Raw genomic sequence first — 20,909 nt, forward strand, 5'->3', positions numbered from 1 at the left:
GCACAGGTGGGTACGCTCAGTGGCATGCCAGAGATCTTCTCGCTCGAGTACCCGCAGTCGCTGGGTGTCTTCGACCAGTACGCGGACGCCCAGAAAGTCGTCGACTACCTCTCGGACGAGGAGTTCCCGGTGCAGAACGTGCTGATCGTCGGCACCGAGCTGCGCCAGGTCGAGCGGGTGACCGGTCGACTCACGTGGGGCCGGGTGCTGTCGGCCGGCGCCGCGTCGGGCGCCTGGCTGGGCCTGCTGATCGGCCTGATCCTCAGCCTGTTCTCCGAGGGCAGCTCGGTCGCGGTCACCCTCCTCGGCGGCATCGCCTTCGGCATCGCGTTCGGCGTCATCTCCGGTGCACTCGGCTACGGCGCCACGCGCGGCCAGCGCGACTTCAGCTCGGTCCAGAAGGTCGTGGCGACGAAGTACGAGATCCTCGTCGAGCACAAGTTCCTCGCCGACGGCCAGGCGCTGCTCGCGAAGATGCCCGGACACACCGCGAACCCCTTCGCCTGACTCCCCGTACGACCGCCGCACCACCCAGGAGCTCCGCAGGATGACCAAGACCAACGCCGGCCACTTCTTCGAGGACTTCACGGTCGGTCAGGTGCTCGAGCACGCGACGCCCCGCACCGTCACCGAGGGGGATCGAGCGCTCTACGGCGCGCTCTACCCGACCCGCTTCGCCGTGCCGTCGTCGGCGGAGTTCGCCGCATCCGTGGGCCTGTCGCCGGCGCCGGTCGAGGAGCTCGTCGCGTTCCACATCGCGTTCGGCAAGACCGTGCCGGACGTGTCGCTCAACGCGGTCGCCAACCTCGGCTACGCGGAGTGCCGCTTCCACCAGCCGGTCGTCCCCGGTGACACGCTGCGGACGTCGTCGGAGGTCATCGGTCTCAAGGAGAACTCCAACGGCCGGACGGGCGTCGTCTACGTCCGCTCGACCGCGACCAACCAGCGGGGCGAGGTTGCCCTCGACTGGGCCCGCTGGGTCATGGTGCACAAGCGCGACCCCGAGGCGCCGGCACCGGAGGCCGTCGTCCCGGCCCTCGCGGACGTCGTCGACCCGAGCGACCTCGTCATCCCGGCCGGGCTCGACTTCACGGCCTACGACTTCGCCGCCGCGGGGGAGCCGCACCGCTGGGACGACTACGAGGTCGGTGAGACGATCGACCACGTCGACGGCGTCACGCTCACCGATCCCGAGCACATGCTCGCGACCCGGCTGTGGCAGAACACCGCCAAGGTGCACTTCAACACCGAGGCCCGCCCCGACGGCACGCGGCTGATCTATGGCGGCCACGTCATCTCGATGGCACGCGCACTGTCGTTCAACGGACTCGCCAACGCGCAGCTCATCGCGGCGATCAACGCCGGGGCCCACACGGCCCCCGCCTTCGCGGGCGACACGGTCTACGCGTGGTCGCAGGTGCTCGACAAGGCCGAGACGTCCGCCCCGGGCGTCGGGGCGCTGCGGCTGAGGCTGGTCGCCACGAAGGCCCGCGACGAGACGACGACCCTGCGTGGCGACGACGGCAAGTACGCGCCGGGCGTCCTGCTCGACCTCGACTACTGGGCCCTCGTGCCGCGATGAGCACGCCGGCTGCCGAGGCCGAGGACCAGCTGTGGCTGGTCCGCCACGGCGAGACGGAGTGGAGCCTCAGCGGGCGACACACGTCGACGACCGACCTTCCTCTGACCGAGGCCGGCGAGGCCGGGGCCCGCGCCCTCGAGCCCGTCCTCGCCGATCTCGACTTCGCCCAGGTGCTGACGAGCCCACGCCGGCGGGCGCGTCGTACGGCTGAGCTGGCCGGGTTCGCGCACGCCGGCGTCGACGACGACCTCGCGGAGTGGTCCTACGGCGACTACGAGGGGTTGACCACGCCGCAGATCCGGGAGTCTGACCCCGGCTGGACGATCTGGACCCACCCGAGCCCGGGTGGTGAGACGGCCGCCGACGTCGCCAGTCGACTCGACCGCGTCGTTGCGCGGGCGCGCGCAGCCGAGGGCAGGACGCTGGTCTTCGCGCATGGCCACTCGCTGAGAGCCCTGGCAGCGCGGTGGCTCGGCCTGGATGTCGCCGAGGGGCGTCACTTCGCCCTCGACACGTCGACGATCTCGGTGCTCGGCGTCGACCGCGGCACCCCGGTCGTCCGCCGTTGGAACGTCGTGCCGACGGGCTGAGACCGCTCTGGCAGAGTGTGGGCAACATCTTCGGGGGAAGGAAGTCGATGAGGCGTCTCATCGGTGCACTGACCGTGCTCCTGGTCCTGTCCGGCTGTGGCGCAGGCAGCGAAGAAGCCCCTGCCCAGGAGCGGCCGAGTGCCGAGGCCACGCCCCGGACCTACTCGCTGAGCGAGCTGGCTGCAGCTCTGCCGCGCACCAGCCAGGTGCCCGGCGCGGAGAAGAAGGTGTTCTCCTGCCCCGGAGGAGACGCCTGCAAGGCCGACCAGGCCACTGTCGGGGTGCAGCTCAAGGCGTCCCTCACGAGGGACGAGGTGTTCAGCACCTACGGGTCCTACGTGCTCCCGGAGGACGTGTCCGTGGCGGCGCGGCTCTCGACGGACGCCGACGCGGCGGCCGGCAAGGTCGCCCGGGCACGCGCGACGGAGGAGAAGGGCTTCGTCGGCAGCTTCGCCACGCGGGGCAAGGACCTCGGTGACGGCGGCTTCACCTTCGGCTTCAAGGGCACCGGGACGCTGGAGCCGGCCACGGTGGCCGGATGGAAGGGCTATGTCGCGCAGCGCGCCCAGACGCTGACGACCCCCGAGGGCAACACCGACAGCGGGCCGGTCGCGCGCACCGAGCTGCACCTGTCCAAGGGATCGGTCTCGGTGCAGGTCTATGCGAGCGTGCTCCGCGACGACGCCGGCGACCTGGCTGCCTCCGAGGAGCTGGCACGACAGCTCTTCACCGACTACGTCGAGCGTCTGGGATGACCGTCCGACCCGTGGCCTAGCCTGAAGTCGTGCGCATCGACCTCCACACCCACTCCAACCGTTCCGACGGCACCGACACCCCCGCCGAGCTCGTGGCCGGCGCCAGGGCCGCCGGTCTCGACGTCGTCGCGCTGACCGATCACGACGCGACGACGGGCTGGGACGACGCCGTTGCGGCCGGGCAGTCGCTGGGCGTCCACGTCGTGCGGGGCATCGAGATCTCGACCCGCCTGCACGGGCGGAGCGTGCACCTGCTGGGCTACGAGTTCGACCCCGACGACCCCGCTCTCGTCGCCGAGCTGCGCCGCGTGCTCGACGGGCGCGAGGACCGCCTGCCTCAGATGCTCGACAAGCTCGCCGCGCACGGCTGGCCCATCATGATGGACGAGGTCGCCGCGCAGTCCGGCGACGCCGCGGCCTCCGGCCGGCCGCACATCGCCGACGCGATGGTGGCCAAGGGCTACATCGCCCACCGCGACGAGGCGTTCAACGGCTGGCTCAACACCGGTGGCAAGGCCTACGTCGACCGCTACGCGGCGCCGCTGATGGATGCCGTGCGGCTGCTCAAGGCGGCGGGCGGCAAGGCCGTCATCGCGCACCCGTGGTCGCGCGACAGCAAGAGCGTCCTGACGCCCGAGGCGTTCGACGAGCTCGCCGCTGCCGGTCTCGACGGCCTCGAGGCCCATCACAACGACCACGACGCTGAGGCGACCCGCGAGCTCCGTGGCATCGCTGCCGACCTCGACCTGGTCGTGACCGGGTCGAGCGACTATCACGGCACCGGCAAGAGCGCGGAGTTCTGTCTCGGCGCCCACACGACCGATCCCGAGCAGTACGAGCGCCTGCTCGGCTGACGCGCGAAGGGGTGCGTCAGCCGGTCGGGCCGAACTGCTCGACCCGCACGGAGTCGCTGCGCACCCCGGCCTCGCCGAGGATGCGACCGACGAAGCTCACGAAGCCCACCGACCCGCACACGTACGCCCGCTCGACGCCCTCGGCCAACGACTCGATCTCGTCGGGGTAGATGTGGGCGGCGACGCGCTCGGCGTCGCCGGCCTGCACGTGGTTCTCGCGGGTCAGGGCGATGAACGCCCCGTAGGCCTCGAGCTCGTCGGCATAGGGGAGCTTGTCGCGGTGCTGCGCCGAGGCGACGACCCGCAGGAGCGACTCGGTGCCCGTGCGACGGGCATACCTCATCATCGACACGAACGGCACCACGCCGGAGCCTCCGGCCACGCAGATCGACGGCGTCGTGCCGCCCCAGACGAACCAGCGACCGATCGGCCCGCGCACCTCGAGCTCGTCGCCGACCTCGACCACCTCGTGCAGGAACGACGACACCTCGCCGCGGGGGAGGCACTCGACCATGAGCTCGACCAGCGGGTCGTCAGGGTCGGAGGCGATCGAGTAGGACCGCTGGGCGGTGTAGTCGTCGGGGGCCCGCAGGCGCACGACGTAGTGCTGCCCCGGAACGTGCGGGGTGCGGTCGGCGACGTCGAGGCGGATCTTGACGAACGTGTCGCCGAACCGCTCGACCTCGCGCACGACGGCGGTGGTCCACGAGCTGGCGACGGGCTCCGGACCTGCCGGCGCCGCGGCCTGGCTCATGCGTCGCCCTGGTAGCGCTGCTCGAGCCACGGGTCGCCGCGGTCGTGGTAGCCGTTGCGCTCCCAGAAGCCCTGCTCGTCGTGGTCGCGCAGCTCGATGCGCGTGATCCACTTGGCGGACTTCCAGAAGTACAGGTGCGGCACCAGCAGCCGGACAGGACCGCCGTGCTCGGCCGTCAGCGGGGCGCCGTCGAACTCCCAGACGATCCAGGCCTTGCCGCCGGTGATGTCGGCCAGGGGCAGGTTGGTCGTGTAGCCGGTCGTCGACGTGGCGAAGACGTGCGTCGCCTCGGGCTTGACGCCCGTGACCTCGAGCAGGGAGTCGACGCTGACGCCGGTGAAGGTCGTGTCGAACTTCGACCACGTCGTGACGCAGTGGATGTCGCCGAAGTAGGAGTCGTTGGGCAGCGCGTGGATGCCGCGCCAGTCCCACGTCGTCGGCTGGTCGACGAGGCCGTCGACCGTCATCGTCCACTCGTCGACGTCGACCTGCGGCGTGAGCTCGGCGGTGAGCGTCGGCCAGCCGGCGCCGGTGTCGTACTGCCCCGGCGGCAGGCGGTCGTTGCCGCCGCGGCGCGGGCGTCCGGTGAATCCACGGGTGACGGCCATCAGCCCGCCTCCTTCTGTCGGTGGTGGTCGAGGAACGGCAGCCACGCCGCGACGAGCGCTTCAGGGTTCTCGACGGCGGGGGAGTGGGCCGAGTCGGGGATGACGTGGACGTCGGTGCCCAACCGACGCGCCATCGCGTCCTGGACGTCGTGCGGCCAGGCATCGTCGTCGGCGCCTCGGCCGACCCAGACGGGCAGGCCCGTGGCCACGACGGCGTCGATGATGTCGGGGGCGTCGATCAGGTGCTGGGTCATGGCCTTGAGCGACGCCGGGGCGTTGGAGGTGAAGCGCCTGGCGAGGAACCCGGTGATCTGGGCCGGGCGCTTGATGCCCTGCTCGCGGATCTCGTGCAGGTGCAGCAGCGGCACCTTGCCGATCGCGCTGGCGAGCTTCTTGAGCGGGCGGCGGGCGGTGTCGCCGAGGGCGCCAGGCCCGGTGCAGAGCAGGCTCAGCGTCTGCCACGTCGACGGGTCGGTCACGGCGGCCTGCTGGGCGACCAGCCCGCCGAACGAGTGGCCCATCAGCGCCGATCGGGAGTGCCGCGACGTCGCCCGCACCGCGGCGGCATCGGCGGCGAAGCCGGCCAGGGAGTAGTCGTCGTCCGGCAGGCCCGGCGTCTCGTACTGTCCGCGCTGGTCGTACGTCGTGGCGTCGAGGCCGGCGGCGGCCAGCAGCGGCAGGAGGGGGGTGAAGTCCTCCTTGCTGCCCGTCCACCCGGGGACGAGCAGGACGTGTCCGACCGGGTCGACGGCGAGGGCGCGATGCGCGGCGAACGCACCACGCGGCGTCTGCAGCGTCGCCGCCTCGACACCGGGTGGCAGGTCGAGGGTGCGGGGGACGCTCACGCGCTCACCGTCCGCGCTTGGCCATGCGGGTGACCAGCGTCTTGGGGAGGTACTGCGCCAGCCCGGCCAGCACCTTGTAGCGGAACGACGGGATCGACACCGGCTTGTCGCGATCGAGGTCCCTCAGTGAGGCGGCGACGACCTTGTCGGCCTTGAGCCACATCCACTTCGGCACCCCCGACACGTCCATCTGGCCGCGGGGGTGGAACTCGGTGCGGACGAACCCGGGACACAGGGCCTGCACCGAGATGTTGACGTCGTCGTAGTGGATGTCGGCCCAGCGCGACAGGTTGAGCAGCCATGCCTTGTGCGCGGAGTAGGCGCCGCGAGGGGTGAATGCCGCGACGCTGGCGACGTTGATGATCTCGCCGCCACCGCGACCGGCCATGGTCTTGATCGCGGCGTCCATCAGGTGCATGGGGGCGCGGACCAGCAGGTCGAGCTGGTAGTCCTCGTCGGCGATGTCGGTGGTGCCGAACCAGCCGGCGAGCGAGGCGCCGGCGTTGTTGACGAGCAGGTCGACCGGACGGGCCGAGTCGGTCAGCGCGTTGGCCGCGGCCTGCATGCCCGCCAGGGTCGCCAGATCGGCCGTGACGACGTCGACCTCGACGCCGTGCTTGCTGCGCAGCTCGGCCGCGATGGCCTCGAGCTGGTCGGTCGTGCGGGCCACGATGACGAGGTCGAGACCGCGCTTTGCGAGCTCTCTGGCGAACGCGTTGCCGATGCCTGATGTTGCCCCGGTCACCAGCGCACGACGTGTCATGGACCAAGCATGCCAAACACCGTCGCGCGCACGTCCCGGAGCGTCCCCATCGGTGACACAATGGCCAGCGTGACGACGACGATCGCAGTGGCCAACCAGAAGGGCGGGGTCGCGAAGACGACCACCGTGGTGTCCCTCGGGTCAGCGCTCGCCGAGCTCAAGCAACGGGTCCTGCTGGTCGACGTCGACCCGCAGGGCAGCCTGACGTTCTCGCTGGGCATCGACCCGGAGGACCTCGACGTCACGATCGCCGAGGTCCTGCTCGGCACGAAGCAGGCCGACGACGCGATCGTCATCACCGACGACGGCATGCACCTGCTGCCCGCCAACATCACGCTGACCCAGGCCGAGGAGAGCCTCGTGGGCCGCACGGGGCGTGAGCAGCGTCTGCGCGTCGCGCTCGACAAGGTCGCGGCCGACTACGACTGGATCGTCATCGACTGCCCGCCGACGCTCGGCGTCCTGACGGTCGGGGCGCTCTCCGCCGCCCAGCAGGTGCTGATCCCGCTGCAGGCCGAGACCCTGTCGCACCGCGGTGTCGGCCAGCTGCTCGACACGATCCACGACGTCCGCAAGTTCATCAACCCGCAGCTGGAGATCCTGGGCGTCCTCCCGACGATGTACGACGGGCGCACCAAGCACGCCCAGAACGTCCTCCAGGCGATCCAGGAGACGTACGACCTGCCGGTCGTGCTGCCGGCGATCCCCAAGACGATCCGTTTCGCCGAGGCCCCCGCGATCGGTCGCTCGGTGCTCGCCACGGCGCGCAACCACAAGGGCGCCGAGGCATACCGTCAGGTCGCCGCCGGCCTGATGAAGTCGGCTCCGAAGAAGACGCGCAAGAAGTCGGCTGCTCCGGACTGATCGTCACCCCGCCGGTACGATGGGGCCCGTGTCTAAGCATCGCGCCTCCCACCGTGCCGCTCGTCGCCGGCGGGCGAGTGCCATGGCGCTCGCGCTCGGCGTGACGATCGCCGTGGGCGGCGCAGCCGTCGGTGTCCTGCCGCAGCTCACGACCGATCAGGCCGCCGCCACGCAGGCCACCAGCGGTCGTGCAGCCACGCCGTCCTCGCTCGAGACGGCCTCGCTCGACCCGGTCGAGGCCAAGGCCGACGCGGCGAGCAGCAGCAAGGTCGCCGGCGTCGAGTCGGCTCCTGACACCGAGCTGACGGACAAGGTCGCCACGGCGGCTGCCGATCCCGACCCGGCTCCCCCGAAGGACTCGGGCGAGGGCCGACGGATCGTCTTCGACCAGGGCGACCAGCGGGTCTGGCTCATCGGCGACGACGGCTCGGTCGAGCGCACCTACCGCGTCTCGGGCAGCCGCTTCGAGAACCTGCAGCCCGGCTCCTACGCCGTGCAGTCCAAGACCCGCTACGCCACGGCGTTCGACGCCAGCGGCACGATGGAGTACTTCGTCCGGTTCGCGACCGGGGTGAGCGAGCCGATCGGCTTCCACTCGGTGCCGCGCGACAACACCGGTGCGCTCGAGCAGACCAAGTCACAGCTGGGCACGCGGCTCTCGGCCGGGTGCGTGCGTCAGTGGAAGCCCGACGCGATCGCGCTGTGGGACTTCGCCCCCATCGGCACCAAGGTCTACGTCACCGCCTGAACGCACGATGTCGGCACCAGCGGGTGCGTCCCCGGCGCGGGGACACCCGTCGGCGCCGACATCGTGGAAGGCGGTGCTGGCTACTCGGACTTGGCGACCGGGTCTCCGCCGCGCGAGCGCGTACGGCTGCGGCTGCGCTTGCGGATGCGAGGCGCGTCGTCACCGGTGGGCAGGGGAGCCGACTGCTGCTCGCCGGCGTTGCCGCCGCCTGAGCTGTCGTTGCCACGGTTGCCACCGCCGCTGCGTCCGCCACCGCCACCGTTGCTGCTGCCACCGTTGCTGCTGCGACCGCGGTCGCCACCACGGCCACCGCCGTTGCCGCCACCGCTGCGGCCGCGACCGCCACGGTCGTCGTCCTTCTTGGGCTCGCGCGGCGCCGGGGGCTTGATGCGTCCCTTGACGTTGCGGTCGATGCCGAGGTCGTGGAACAGGTGGTCCGACGTGGAGTAGGTCTCCTGCGGCTCGTCGAACGGCAGGCCGAGGGCCTTGTTGATGAGCTTCCAGCGGGTGATGTCGGCCCAGTCGACGAACGTCACGGCGATGCCGGAGGCGCCGGCGCGACCCGTACGACCGATCCGGTGGACGTACGTCTTGTCGTCTTCGGGGCAGTTGTAGTTGATGACGTGCGTGATGCCGGCGACGTCGATGCCGCGGGCGGCGACGTCAGTGGCCACGAGGATGTCGATCTTGCCCTCGCGGAAGCGGGTCAGCGCCTTCTCGCGCGCGGGCTGCGCCATGTCGCCGTGCAGCGGCGACGCGGGGAAGCCGCGGTCGATGAGCTCGTCGGCGACGCGCTGGGCCGTGCGCTTGGTGCGCGTGAAGATGATGACGCGGCCCACGTCGTCGGCCTGCAGGATGCGACCGACGATCTCGGGCTTGTCCATGTCGTGCGCCTGCCAGACGAACTGCGCCGTGGCGGGCACCATCTGGGTGTCCTCGCCGGACTCGGCACGGATGTTCATCGGGTGACGCATGTGCTTGCGCGCCAGACCGACGATCGCACCTGGCATCGTGGCCGAGAACAGCATCGTCTGGCGGGTCTCGGGCGTCTTGGCCAGCAGCGACTCGACGTCGGGCAGGAAGCCCAGGTCGAGCATCTCGTCGGCCTCGTCGAGCACGAGCGACTTCACGTGGGACAGGTCGAGCGCGCCACGGTTGGCGAGGTCGAGCAGACGCCCGGGCGTGCCGACGACGATGTCGACTCCGGCCTCGAGGGCGTCGAGCTGCGACTCGTAGGGCACGCCGCCGTAGATCGTGAGGTTGCGGGTGCCGCGACGCTTGGACGCGACCGCGATGTCGCTGGCGACCTGGATCGCGAGCTCACGGGTGGGCGCGACGATGAGGGCCTGCGGCTTGCCGGCCACGACCTGGTCGTAGTCGGCGTCGTGCGGGGCGACGGTGCGCTGGATGACGGGGATGCCGAACGCCAGCGTCTTGCCCGTGCCGGTGCGTGCCTGGCCGATGAGGTCGGTGCCCATGAGCGCGACGCCGAGCGTCATCTCCTGGATCGGGAAAGCTTCTTCGATGCCGACGTCAATCAGTGCGTCGGCGATCTCGGGCATGACGCCCAGATCTTTGAACGTAGTCAGGGTCTTCTCGAATTCTTCAGATTCGTGGGATTTCCGCCCCCAGTCTAACGTCTGGCGGAGGTGTGCCACGCGCTACGCTGCACAGTCATGGCCACCAAGGACGTTCCGACCCCCTCGACGATCGACGATCCGGTCTACCGCACCGGCGTGCTGGAGCTGCTGGGCCTGCTCGCCTACGGCGAGATCAGCGCCTGCGAGCGGCTCGCCGAGGACGCCAAGATGGCGCCTGACCTGAAGAACAAGGTCGAGATCGCCGCGATGGCGACGGCGGAGTTCCACCACTTCGAGAAGCTGCGCGACCGGCTCGTCGAGATGGGGGAGGACCCGTTCGCCGTCATGCTGCCGTTCGCCCCGACGTTCGAGCGCTTCCACCACCAGACCAGGCCGTCCGACTGGCTCGAGGGGCTCGTCAAGGCGTACGTCGGTGACGGCCTGGCGGCCGACTTCTACCGCGAGATTGCGGCCTACCTCGATGCCGACACCCGGGCCCTGGTGCTCGACACGCTGAGCGGCACGGGGCACTCCGACTTCGTGATCGGTGCCATCCGTGGCGCGATCGAGGACGACCACCGCGTCGGCGGACGGCTCGCGCTGTGGGGTCGCCGGCTCATGGGCGAGGCGCTGAGCCAGGCGCAGATGGTCGTCGCCGAGCGCGATGCGCTCAGCACCGTCCTGGTCGGCGGGGTCGACCACCCGGGCATGGATCTTGCTGCCATCGGCCGGATGTTCACCCGGCTCACCGAGGCCCACGCGGCGCGGATGGAGAAGCTGGGCCTGGCCGCCTAGCGACCAGGCCCCTCGCGCCCTACTTCGCGGCGGCGGCGACGGCTTCGCCGGCGGCGAGGCCGAAGCCGACCTTGCGACCGACGTCCGACGTGAAGTCGAGGTAGGCCACCTTGGCCGCGGGCACCGCGACCGTACGACCCTTGTCGTCGGTCAGGGTGAAGACGCTGTCGTTCTTGAGGGCGGTCTCGAGCGCCGCGAGGACGTCCTTCGGCTCGTCCTCGGTCGACACGGACAGCTCACGGGGCGCGTACTGCACGCCGATCTTGACCTCCACGGTCACTCATCTCCTTGCGCGTTGGTGTTGGGCTCTGCGTCATCTTCGTTGCGGGGGAATCCGCCGATGCCGCGCCAGGCCAGCCCGGCGACGAGCTGGACAGCCTCGCTGCGCGAGAGGCTGGAGTCCTGGGACAGCCAGTTGCGGGCGCCGACGTGGCCCATGCCGACCAGGCTCACGGCGAGCAGGTGGGCGGCGGCCAGCGGCAGACCGGTGTCGTCACGGATGACCTCGGCGACGAGCGCCGCGGACTCCTCGATGACCCGGTCGACCTGCTCGCGCACGGCGGGGTCGCTGGTGAGGTCGGACTCGAACACGAGCCGGAACGCGGCACCCTGGTCGGCGACGTAGTCGTACCAGAGCTCCATCGTGGCCTGGACGCGACGACGGTTGTCGTGGGTCGAGGCCAGCGCGCCCTTGACCCCGTCGATGACGGTGTCGCACGAGGTCTCGAGGAGGGCCAGGTAGAGATCGAGCTTGCCGGGGAAGTGCTGGTAGAGGACGGGCTTGGAGACGCCCGCCCGCTCGGCGATCTCGTCCATGGAGGCCGAGTGGTATCCCTGCTCGACGAACACCTCGAGCGCGACCTCGAGCAGCTGCGCCCGGCGCGCGGTGCGCGGCAGGCGGCTCGTGCGCGGACGCATCGGGATGGCTTCAGTCACCCGCTCAGCCTAACGGGCGCGCCCACGATCCGGACGGGCGGCGCGACCGTGGCGCAGGACGGGGAACAATGGGACCCAGTGGCGGCGTTATGCCGCCAGAACGGTTTGCACCGCACGTACGCACCAGAGGAGAGCCCGTGGTCGCCCCACTCGTGGAACCCGCCGAAGAGCTGACGATCGACGAGGTCCGTCGATACAGCCGGCACCTCATCATCCCCGACGTCGGGATGACCGGTCAGAAGCGCCTCAAGAACGCCAAGGTCCTGGTCATCGGCGCCGGCGGACTCGGCAGCCCCGCACTGCTCTACCTGGCTGCGGCCGGCGTGGGCACGCTCGGCATCATCGACGACGACGTCGTCGACGAGTCCAACCTGCAGCGCCAGATCATCCACGGCCAGTCCGACATCGACAAGCCCAAGGCCGAGTCGGCCGCGGCGTCGGTCGCCGAGGCCAACCCGTACGTCAAGACGATCGTGCACAACGAGCGTCTCGACAACGACAACGTCCTGGAGATCTTCAGCCAGTACGACCTCATCGTCGACGGCACCGACAACTTCGCGACGCGCTACCTGGTCAACGATGCCGCCGTGATCCTCGGCAAGCCGTACGTCTGGGGCTCGATCTACCGCTTCGAGGGCCAGGTCAGCGTCTTCTGGGCCCAGGAGGGCCCGCAGTACCGCGACCTCTACCCCGAGCCGCCGCCGCCGGGCATGGTCCCGTCGTGCGCCGAGGGTGGCGTGCTGGGCGTCCTGTGCGCCTCGATCGGCTCGATCATGGTGACCGAGGCGATCAAGCTCATCACCGGCATCGGTGACCCGCTCATCGGTCGCCTGATGGTCTACGACGCGCTCGAGATGCGGTACTCGACGCTCAACATCCGTCGTGACCCCAACGGCGTCCTGCCGACCGAGCTCATGAGCGACTACGAGGCGTTCTGTGGCTCGATCAGCGAGGAGGCCGCCGACGCGGCCGCCGACTCGACGATCTCGGTCGCGACGCTCGACGGCTGGCTGAAGGAGCGGAACGACGGCGGGCGCGACTTCGTGCTGGTCGACGTGCGCGAGCCCAACGAGTTCGAGATCAACAAGATCCCGGGGTCGGTGCTCATCCCCAAGGGCGAGTTCCTCAACGGCAAGGCTCTGGAGCAGCTGCCCGACGACAAGCAGATCGTGCTGCACTGCAAGTCGGGCGTCCGCTCCGCGGAGGCGCTGGCCGTGCTCAAGGGCGCGGGCTACAAGGACGCCGTCCACGTGGGTGGCGGCGTGGTGGCCTGGGTCAACCAGATTGACCCGAGCCAGCCGACGTACTGAGCGACACACGATGAGCCCCGACTTCACGGATCGGGTCCTGGACCTGGTCGAGCGCATCCCGCCCGGCCAGGTCCTGTCGTACGGGCTCATCGCCGAGATGCTGCAGGACGGTGGGCCCCGGCAGGTCGGTCGGGTGATGGCGCTCGAGGGCGCCGCGGTGCCCTGGTGGCGGGTCGTGCGGGCCAACGGGAGCCTGCCTGCGTCGCACGCGATCGACGCCCAGGTGCACTACCGCGAGGAGGGCACGCCGATGCGGGCCAACGGCTCGTCGGTCGACATGCGCGAGGCTCTCTGGCAGTTCGACGACTGAGTGTCACCCCCGTCTGGTGGGATGGAGCCATGACGGTCGAGTACGAGCGGGAAGCACCCCAGCAGACGCCCCCCGCGCACCGGCTCGACCTCCAGCAGCGCAGCGTCGTCGAGCACCCGGGCGGGCCGCTGCTCGTGCTGGCCGGGCCCGGTGCCGGCAAGACGTCGACCCTGGTCGAGGTCGTCGCCGATCGGGTCGACCGCGGTATCGCGCCCGAGGAGATCCTGGTCCTGACGTTCAGCCGCAAGGCGGCCGACGAGCTCAAGTCCCGCATCGCCCGCCGGCTCGCCCGCACCACCGCCACGACGCCGGCCATGACGTTCCACTCCTTCTGCTACGCCCTGGTCCGCCACCTCCAGACCGAGAGCGAGTTCTCGCGGCCCTTGCAGCTGCTGAGCGCGCCCGAGCAGGACGCGATCATCCAGCGGCTCCTCGGTGAGGGCGACGCCGAGGACTGGCCGGTCCTCATGCGGCCCGCCCTGCGCACCCGAGGCCTGGCCGACGAGATGCAGAAGCTGCTCTCCACGGCCCGCGGCCGCAACATGGACGCGCTCGACCTGCTGCGGCTGGGGGAGTCGACCGGCCGGGCGGAGTGGACGGCAGCGGCGCGCTTCTTCGACGAGTACACCGGCGTCGCGGCCCTGCAGAACACGATCGACTACTCCGACCTGGTGTTCCAGGCCGTGCAGCTGCTGGGCGATCCCGTCCACCGCGAGCGCATGCGCCAGGCCTACCGGCTCGTCGTGGTCGACGAGTACCAGGACACCGATCCGCTGCAGGTCGAGCTGCTGCAGGCTCTGGCCGGCGACGGCCGCGACCTCGTGGTGGTGGGCGACCCCTACCAGTCGATCTACGGCTTCCGGGGCGCCGACGTGCGCGGCATCCTCGATTTTCGTGAGCAGTTCCGGCAGATCGACGGCACGCCTGCCGACCTCGCCGTCCTGACGAGCACCAGTCGCTACGGCGAGACGATCTCGGCGGCGGTCGCCTCGATCGTCTCCAACCGCGGCGTGCTCGGACCGGTCGACGGCCACGACTTCGACGGGCTGCGCCACCTCACGCCGCGCCGCCACCTCGAGGGCGACGTCGATGTCTCGACCTATGCGACCGCGACGGCCGAGGCCGAGCATGTCGCGCTGTTCCTGCGCGAGCAGCGGCTGTCCCACGAGGTGCCGTGGGACCAGATGGCCGTGCTCGTGCGGTCGGGAGCCGACATCGCCCGGTTCCAGCGGTCGCTGAGCGCTGCAGGCGTCCCGGTCGTCGTGGCGGGCGACGAGCTGCCCCTGCGGGCCGAGCCGGCCGTCCGCACCCTGCTGGTGGCGCTGCGCGCAGCCGACGACCTCGCCCACGACCGTCCCGTCGATCCCGCCGCGGCCGATGCGCTGCTGGCCGGGCCACTGTGCGGCCTCGACGCCCCGGCGCTGCGCCGCGTCGGACGGGCCCTGCGCGACGCCGACCGCACCGACGAGCGTGGTCCCCGCGCGTCCCGGCTCCTGCTGGCCGAGGCGCTGTCCCAGCCGGCCGTGCTGCTCTCGCTCGCCGCTCCGGGGTCGCCGCTCGGTCACTCGGCTGCACGGGCGTCCCGGCTCGCGGCCCTGCTGCGGCGTGCCGCCGACCAGATCGGTGCCGGCGAGCCCGCCGAACGCGTGCTGTGGACGCTGTGGGCGGGCACCGGGTGGCGCGACCGCCTGCGCGACGAGGCCCTGGGCGACGGCGAGGGGTCGGCCCGGGCCGACCACGACCTCGACGTGCTCGTCGCCCTCTTCGCCCAGGCCGCCCGCGCCGAGGAGCAGCACACCCGCCGCTCGCTCGCCGAGTTCATCACCGAGCTGGAGTCCCAGGAGATCCCGGCCGACACCTTGGCCCAGGGGGTGATTGCTCCCGACGCCGTCCAGCTCATGACGGCCCACCGGTCCAAGGGGCTGGAGTGGCACACCGTGGTCGTCGCCGGCGTGCAGGACGGGACGTGGCCCGACGTGCGTCATCGCGGCAGCTTCCTGCGGGCCGAGCGGCTGGGGCCGGGTGGCGAGATCGCGCCGCCCACGCCGCGTGAGGCGCTGCGCGAGGAGCGGCGGCTGTTCTACGTGGCCTGCACCCGGGCCCGGCAGCACCTGTTCGTCACCGCGGTCGAGAGCGGCCGCGAGGACGGTGACCAGCCCTCGATGTTCGTCACCGAGCTGTGGGAGCACCTGCACCGCGACGCGTCCGGGGCCGTCCCCGTGCGTGAGCCGCAGCGCCGTCCCGAGCGTCCGCTGTCGCTGCGCGGGTCCATCGCGGCGCTGAGGCGGCTCGGAGAGACCACCGAGAGCGACGTCGTCCGCGACCGGGTCGCCCGACTCCTCGCGATGCTGGCCGAGCGACCCGGCGGTGCGACGCGTCCGGCGCGGCCCGAGCGGTGGTGGGGCATGAGCGCCATCACCCGGGCCGAGGCGCCGATGCGGGCCCCCGACGCCACGATCCGGCTGTCGGGCAGCTCGGTGAGCGCGATCACCGAGTGCCCCCTCAAGTGGTTCTACGACCACGAGGTCAAGGCATCCACGGGCACCACGACGGCTCAGGGCTTCGGGTCGGTCGTTCACGCGGTGGCGGCCGAGGTGGCCGAGGGCCGGCTGCCCGCTGACGCCGAGGCGCTGGGTGTCTACGTCGACCGGGTGTGGGACCAGCTCGCGTTCGCCGCCGACTGGATCGGCGGGCGCGAACGGGCCGAGGCCCGCGACGCCCTCGTCCGGTTCGTGCAGTGGCACCTGCAGCACGGTCGTCGCACCCTGGCGGCCGAGCACGAGTTCCTCGTCACCACGACGGTCGACGGTCGCGAGGTCGCCCTCGGCGGATCGATGGACCGGGTCGAGATCGACGACGACGGCATCCACGTGGTCGACCTCAAGACCAGCAAGTCGGTCGCCGACAAGAAGGATCTCGCCGAGCACCCGCAGCTCGGCTTCTACCAGCTGGCCGTCGACCTCGGGGCGACGTCCGACCTCGCCGCTGGCGTCCGCGCGGCCGGTGCCGAGCTGGTGCAGCTGCGCAACGGTGAGAAGAAGGTCCCCGACTACCCGGTCGTGCAGCCGCAGGACGGTCCGCCGGCCGACCTGCCGTTCTTCGCGCTCGAGCAGCTGACCCGGTCCGTGCACGTCATCGCCGAGGAGCAGTTCGTGGCCACGCCCAGCGAGAAGTCCTGCCGCTACTGCGAGTTCCAGCGAGCCTGCCCCGCGCAGCCCGAGGGCGCCACGATCCTCGACGGAGGCCACGCATGACGCTGCTGCAGACGATCGACGACCTCAACCGGGTCTTCCAGGGTCTCTTCCCGGCCGCGCCGGGCCGCGACCCGTTCCACTTCTCCGAGCCCCAGGTCGCGGCCATCACGGCGCCGGTCGACAGTCCCAGCGTCATCATCGCGGGCGCCGGATCGGGCAAGACGACGGTCATGGCGGCCCGGGTCGTGTGGTTGGTGGGGCACCACGGCGTGCTGCCCGAGCGCATCCTCGGCCTGACGTTCACCAACAAGGCGGCGTCCGAGCTGGGCGTTCGCGTGCGGCGCTCGCTCGCGGGGCTCGACCTCGAGACCGACGGCGATCCGACGACCTCGACCTACCACGCCTTCGCCGGCACCCTGATCGCCGAGCACGGCCTGCGCCTGGGCATCGAGCCCGACCTGCGGATCCTGTCCGACGCCTCGCGGTTCCAGCGCGTCGCCCGGGCCATCGAGTCTCACGACGGCGAGCTCACCGAGGTCACGACGAGCGTGCCGCGCCTGGTCGGCGACGTCATGGCACTCGACGGCCAGCTGTCCGAGCACCTCGTCACGACCGACCAGCTGCGCGCCTTCGACGCCGAGCTCATCACGATGCTCCAGGGTGCCGACAAGCACTACGCCGTGCACGACGCCGGCATCGCAGCCGCCCGCAAGCGCATCGAGCTGAGCCGGCTGGTCGATCGCTACCGCGGGGCCAAGGCAGCGGCCGGTGTCATGGACTTCTCCGACCAGATGGCCTGGGGCGCCGAGCTGTCGGCCGTTCCGGAGGTCGCGGAGTCGCTGCGCGAACGCTTCGACGTGGTGCTCCTCGACGAGTACCAGGACACCTCGGTCGCCCAGCGCGACCTGCTCAAGAACCTCTTCTCCGGGCCTGACGACGAGCGCGGACGCGGGCACAGCGTCATGGCGGTCGGCGACCCGGCGCAGGGCATCTACGGCTGGCGCGGCGCCGCGGCCGGCAACCTGATCGAGTTCCTCGACCACTTCCCGAGCCGCGACGGCGGACGGGGATCGTTGTTCTCGTTGGTCGAGACCCGGCGCTGCGGCAAGACCATCATCGGCGCTGCCAACGAGCTCGCCGCCGACTTCTACGCCACCTCCGACGTCGTCCAGCCGCTCCAGGCGCACCCCGACAACGCCGACGGAGCGGTCACCGTCTCGCTGCACCCGACCGTGGCCGACGAGGTCGCCTCCGTCGTCGCGGGCGTGCAGACCGCGATCGACGGTGGACACCCGCTGTCGGAGATCGCGATCCTCGTGCGCGTCGGTGGCGAGAACGGCGAGATCGTCGCCGGCCTGCGCGAGGCGGGCATCCCGTTCGAGGTCGTCGGCCTCACGGGCCTGCTGTCGCAGCCGGAGGTGCAGGACCTCGTCTCGGTGCTCGAGGTCGTCGACGACGTCACGGCCAACCCCGCGATGCTCCGCCTGCTCACCGGCCCCCGGTGGCACATCGGGCCCCGCGACCTCGCCCTCCTCGGCCGGCGGGCAGCGACGCTGAGCGGACGGGTGTTCGGGCGCGAGGGCGACCTCACCCTCGACGAGCAGCTCGCCAAGGCCGTCGAGGGCACCGACCCCACGGAGATCGTGTCGCTGGCCGACGCCGTCGAGGACCCGGGCGACCTGCCCTACTCGCCCGAGGCGCGGGTCCGGTTCCAGTCGCTGTCGGGCCTGCTGTCGGGGCTGCGGTCGCACGTCGGCGAGCCCCTCTACGACTTCGCCCGGCGGGCCATGCACGCGCTCGACCTCGACGTCGAGCTCGAGGCCAGCGGTGCGCCGTCAGGGCTCGACAACCTCGCTCTGCTGCTCGAGGCGATCGCCTCCTACTCCGCCGACGACGCGTTCGCCTCGTTGTCGGGCCTGCTGGCCTATCTCGAGGCCGAGGAGCGCTTCAACGACGGCATGGAGGTCTCCACGCCGTCCGACGCCGACTCCGTCAAGCTGCTCACGGCGCACAAGGCCAAGGGCCTGGAGTGGCGGGTCGTGTTCGTCCCGTTCATGGCCAAGGGGGTCTTCCCGCACTCGCGCGGCCGGTCCCGCTGGGTCGGCAGCGCCACGACGCTGCCCGTCGCGCTGCGCGGCGATGCCGAGCAGCTGCCCGACATCGCCGAGTGGACCTACGCCGGCGACAAGGAGTACCGCACCCTCAGCTCCGCCGATGCCCTGCAGGAGGAGCGTCGCCTGGGCTACGTCGCCTACACCCGCGCCAAGCTCGAGCTGCACGTCTCGGGCCACTGGTGGGGCCGCACCGCCACCAGGCCCCGGGGTCCGTCCCCGTTCCTCGACAACACGCGCACCTGGCTGGCCTCGCGGGGAGTCGAGCCATCGCTCTGGACGCCGGAGCCCGAGCCAGACGACCGCAACCCGCTGGCCGAGCAGCGTCTCGCCGTGGCATGGCCTGCTTCCGTCGCCGACCTCGTCGCGCGACACCGTCTGGCTGCCCTCGTCGACGCGCACATCGAGAACCCGTCGATCCCCGCGCTGCCGGAGTTCGGCATGCCCGACGAGCAGGCCGAGCTGGCCGTCGTCCAGCAGATCGAGGACGAGCTCGCGCTGCTGGTGGCCGAGGCCGATCGCGCGGCCGATCCCGTCCGCACGATCGCGCTGCCCTCGACCCTGTCGGCGACCACGGCCCTGCGGCTCGCGGCCGAGCAGGACGAGGTGCTCGCCGAGCTCGCGCGCCCGATGCCGCGCGAGCCGATCGCCGGCGCTCGGTTCGGCACCCGCTTCCACGCCTGGGTCGAGGCGCAGTTCGGCCAGCAGACCCTGCTCGACCCGTCCGACCTCCCGGGGCGCGGCGACACCCACATCGGCAACGACGCCGAGCTCGACGAGGTGACCCGAGCCTTCCTCGCCGGGCCCTACGGAGGCAGCTCGCCGCACCGCATCGAGGCACCCTTCTCGCTGGTGCTGGGCGGCCAGCAGGTCATCGGGCGCATCGACGCGGTCTACGAGACCGAGAAGGGATTCGACGTCGTCGACTGGAAGACCAACCGGCAGGCGACGTCCGATCCGCTCCAGCTCGCGATCTACCGGTTGGCCTGGGCCGAGCTGCAGGGCATCGACCCGGCTCTTGTCGATGGTGTCTTCTACTACGTCCGCCTCGGCGAGGTGCACCGCTACGACGACCTGCCCGGGCGCGCCGAGCTCGAGCAGCGCCTCGGGCTAGCCTGAAGGGGTGGACTTCGCCTTCGATCACGCCCAGCACGACCGCGCCGGACACCTGCGCAAGAACGACGCCTGGCGCACGCCGGACGTGAAGGTGCTGGTGATCGGCGGAGAGCACGTCCCGACGGTCGACGGCTCGGGCCTGCGGTGGATCTCGATCGACGAGGCACCGGAGGGGGAGTGGATCTTCCTCGGCATCAAGGACGACGTCCGCTACGCCGCCGTCATGGTGGATCGGGTGCCTGATGAGTTCGAGCCCGCCAGCCTGCGGATGATCGGCCCCACCGTCGCGCCCGACGAGGCGTCGCTCGCGGTGCACGCGGTCGGCATCGCCCGCTGGCACCAGACGCACCGCTTCTGCGCCCGCTGCGGCGCGGCGAGCGAGGTCGCCGAGGCCGGACACGTGCGCGTCTGCCCGGTCTGCGGTGCCCACCACTTCCCGCGCACCGACCCGGCCGTCATCATGCTGATCACCGACGACCAGGACCGTGCCCTGCTCGGGCGCCAGCCCGTGTGGCCCGAGGGACGCTTCTCGACCCTGGCCGGCTTCGTCGAGCCGGGGGAGACCCTCGGCGACGCGGTGCGCCGCGAGGTCATGGAGGAGGTCGGCGTCGAGGTCGGCGACGTGACCTACGCCGCCAGCCAGCCGTGGCCGTTCCCCTCGAGCCTCATGCTCGGCTTCTTCGGGCGTGCTCTGTCGCACGAGATCAGGGTCGACGAGAACGAGATCGCCGAGGCCCGGTGGTTCACCCGCGAGGATGTCACCGAGATGACCGCGTCGAGCGAGCTGCTCCTGCCGCCCAACGTCTCGATCTCACGCTGGCTGCTCCAGCAGTGGCACGGAGGAACCATCCACGGCAAGTGGTAGCAGGGGGCGCTGACGGGTCGTTGACCAGATGGCTGACGCTCGCCGCTGCGGTCAGGAGGCGAGCTGGGCCTTGATCTGGGCGAGGCTCGGGTTGGTCAGCGCGGTTCCGTCGGCGAACACCAGCGTCGGCACCGTCTGGTTGCCGTTGTTGGCCTTCTCGACGATGAGCGCGGCGTCGGGCTGCTGCTCGATGTCCACCTCGTCGAAGGCGATGCCCTCGCGCTTGAGCTGTCCCTTCAGGCGGTGGCAGTAGCCACACCAGGGGGTGGAGTACATCGTGAACGTGCCGGACATGAGCTGTCTCCTTCGACGACTGGTCTCGATCATCT

At 71.1% G+C, this 20,909-nt stretch carries 20 protein-coding genes and 1 pseudogene; 13 read left to right on the forward strand and 8 right to left on the reverse strand.

Annotated elements, in window-relative coordinates; translation table 11 throughout:
- Positions 1-24: 24 nt before the first annotated feature.
- From HQK15_RS08765 to HQK15_RS08785, 5 genes and pseudogenes are all read left to right on the forward strand, one after another.
- Positions 25-507: a YflT domain-containing protein gene (locus tag HQK15_RS08765; RefSeq protein ID WP_173490969.1), complete on the forward strand. Its 483-nt coding sequence runs from the start codon at positions 25-27 to the stop codon at positions 505-507.
- A gap of 37 nt (positions 508-544) precedes the next feature.
- Positions 545-1,582, forward strand: a pseudogene (locus HQK15_RS08770) (MaoC family dehydratase); the annotation flags it as partial.
- Entirely contained in the window at positions 1,579-2,172 is a 594-nt protein-coding gene (locus tag HQK15_RS08775; RefSeq protein WP_173490971.1) for a histidine phosphatase family protein, read from the forward strand. The pseudogene HQK15_RS08770 and the gene HQK15_RS08775, both read left to right, overlap by 4 nt.
- Before the next feature lie 47 nt (positions 2,173-2,219).
- The gene (locus tag HQK15_RS08780; RefSeq protein WP_173490972.1) at positions 2,220-2,927 is read left to right on the forward strand and encodes a hypothetical protein; all 708 of its coding nucleotides are present in this window, start codon (positions 2,220-2,222) and stop codon (positions 2,925-2,927) included.
- A 29-nt stretch (positions 2,928-2,956) separates the two neighbouring features.
- On the forward strand, positions 2,957-3,781 hold the full coding sequence (locus HQK15_RS08785; protein WP_173490973.1) for a PHP domain-containing protein: 825 nt from the start codon (positions 2,957-2,959) through the stop codon (positions 3,779-3,781).
- Between the two features lie 16 nt (positions 3,782-3,797).
- Here HQK15_RS08785 and HQK15_RS08790 read toward each other — a convergent pair whose 3' ends face one another.
- The 4 genes from HQK15_RS08790 to HQK15_RS08805 are packed head-to-tail and all read right to left on the reverse strand — an operon-like array spanning position 3,798 to position 6,751.
- On the reverse strand, positions 3,798-4,535 hold the full coding sequence (locus tag HQK15_RS08790) for an FAD-binding oxidoreductase (RefSeq protein ID WP_173490974.1): 738 nt from the start codon (positions 4,533-4,535) through the stop codon (positions 3,798-3,800).
- A complete protein-coding gene (locus HQK15_RS08795) occupies positions 4,532-5,143 on the reverse strand; it encodes a sulfite oxidase-like oxidoreductase (protein ID WP_254450684.1) in 612 nt (203 codons plus the stop codon). The genes HQK15_RS08790 and HQK15_RS08795 overlap by 4 nt, the downstream gene beginning before the upstream one ends.
- Positions 5,143-5,988 (reverse strand): alpha/beta fold hydrolase, encoded by an 846-nt coding sequence (locus HQK15_RS08800; RefSeq protein ID WP_173490975.1) that lies wholly within the window; start codon positions 5,986-5,988, stop codon positions 5,143-5,145. The genes HQK15_RS08795 and HQK15_RS08800 overlap by 1 nt, the downstream gene beginning before the upstream one ends.
- Positions 5,989-5,992: 4 nt before the next feature.
- The gene (locus HQK15_RS08805) at positions 5,993-6,751 is read right to left on the reverse strand and encodes an SDR family NAD(P)-dependent oxidoreductase (RefSeq protein WP_173490976.1); all 759 of its coding nucleotides are present in this window, start codon (positions 6,749-6,751) and stop codon (positions 5,993-5,995) included.
- 60 nt (positions 6,752-6,811) lie between these two features.
- Between HQK15_RS08805 and HQK15_RS08810 the strand changes: the two genes are divergently transcribed.
- Both HQK15_RS08810 and HQK15_RS08815 read left to right on the forward strand, forming a co-directional pair.
- The gene (locus HQK15_RS08810) at positions 6,812-7,615 is read left to right on the forward strand and encodes a ParA family protein (protein ID WP_173491140.1); all 804 of its coding nucleotides are present in this window, start codon (positions 6,812-6,814) and stop codon (positions 7,613-7,615) included.
- A gap of 28 nt (positions 7,616-7,643) precedes the next feature.
- Entirely contained in the window at positions 7,644-8,363 is a 720-nt protein-coding gene (locus HQK15_RS08815; protein ID WP_173490977.1) for a L,D-transpeptidase, read from the forward strand.
- Between the two features lie 80 nt (positions 8,364-8,443).
- Here the strand turns inward: HQK15_RS08815 and HQK15_RS08820 are convergent, their stop codons facing one another.
- Positions 8,444-9,925 (reverse strand): DEAD/DEAH box helicase, encoded by a 1,482-nt coding sequence (locus tag HQK15_RS08820; RefSeq protein WP_173490978.1) that lies wholly within the window; start codon positions 9,923-9,925, stop codon positions 8,444-8,446.
- A 114-nt stretch (positions 9,926-10,039) separates the two neighbouring features.
- On the opposite strand from HQK15_RS08820, the gene HQK15_RS08825 reads away from it, so the two are divergent.
- Complete coding sequence (locus HQK15_RS08825; protein WP_173490979.1) at positions 10,040-10,738, forward strand: ferritin-like fold-containing protein; 699 nt, start codon at positions 10,040-10,042, stop codon at positions 10,736-10,738.
- A gap of 19 nt (positions 10,739-10,757) precedes the next feature.
- Here the strand turns inward: HQK15_RS08825 and HQK15_RS08830 are convergent, their stop codons facing one another.
- On the reverse strand, positions 10,758-11,018 hold the full coding sequence (locus HQK15_RS08830) for a DUF3107 domain-containing protein (protein WP_367649110.1): 261 nt from the start codon (positions 11,016-11,018) through the stop codon (positions 10,758-10,760).
- Positions 11,015-11,674, reverse strand: coding sequence for a TetR/AcrR family transcriptional regulator (locus HQK15_RS08835; RefSeq protein ID WP_367649111.1), 660 nt, complete (start codon positions 11,672-11,674; stop codon positions 11,015-11,017). Before HQK15_RS08835 ends, HQK15_RS08830 begins: the two co-directional genes overlap by 4 nt.
- Before the next feature lie 89 nt (positions 11,675-11,763).
- Between HQK15_RS08835 and moeZ the strand changes: the two genes are divergently transcribed.
- Genes moeZ through nudC form a run of 5 tightly spaced genes read left to right on the forward strand, consistent with a single transcriptional unit; the run spans position 11,764 to position 20,580 of the window.
- On the forward strand, positions 11,764-12,984 hold the full coding sequence (gene moeZ, locus HQK15_RS08840; protein ID WP_173490980.1) for an adenylyltransferase/sulfurtransferase MoeZ: 1,221 nt from the start codon (positions 11,764-11,766) through the stop codon (positions 12,982-12,984).
- A 10-nt stretch (positions 12,985-12,994) separates the two neighbouring features.
- Positions 12,995-13,294: an MGMT family protein gene (locus tag HQK15_RS08845; protein WP_173490981.1), complete on the forward strand. Its 300-nt coding sequence runs from the start codon at positions 12,995-12,997 to the stop codon at positions 13,292-13,294.
- A gap of 29 nt (positions 13,295-13,323) precedes the next feature.
- Positions 13,324-16,548, forward strand: coding sequence for an ATP-dependent helicase (locus HQK15_RS08850; protein WP_173490982.1), 3,225 nt, complete (start codon positions 13,324-13,326; stop codon positions 16,546-16,548).
- Positions 16,545-19,718, forward strand: coding sequence for an ATP-dependent helicase (locus tag HQK15_RS08855; protein WP_173490983.1), 3,174 nt, complete (start codon positions 16,545-16,547; stop codon positions 19,716-19,718). The genes HQK15_RS08850 and HQK15_RS08855 overlap by 4 nt, the downstream gene beginning before the upstream one ends.
- Before the next feature lie 4 nt (positions 19,719-19,722).
- Positions 19,723-20,580 (forward strand): NAD(+) diphosphatase, encoded by an 858-nt coding sequence (gene nudC / locus HQK15_RS08860; protein WP_173490984.1) that lies wholly within the window; start codon positions 19,723-19,725, stop codon positions 20,578-20,580.
- Positions 20,581-20,631: 51 nt separating this feature from the next.
- On the opposite strand, the gene HQK15_RS08865 is transcribed toward nudC, so the two are convergent.
- Positions 20,632-20,874 carry a mycoredoxin gene (locus tag HQK15_RS08865; RefSeq protein WP_129185255.1) on the reverse strand — a complete coding sequence of 81 codons (243 nt, stop codon included), beginning with the start codon at positions 20,872-20,874 and terminating at the stop codon, positions 20,632-20,634.
- Positions 20,875-20,909 lie beyond the last annotated feature (35 nt).

The organism is Aeromicrobium stalagmiti (genome assembly GCF_013283745.1).
Classification (GTDB): Bacteria; Actinomycetota; Actinomycetes; order Propionibacteriales; family Nocardioidaceae; genus Aeromicrobium; species Aeromicrobium stalagmiti.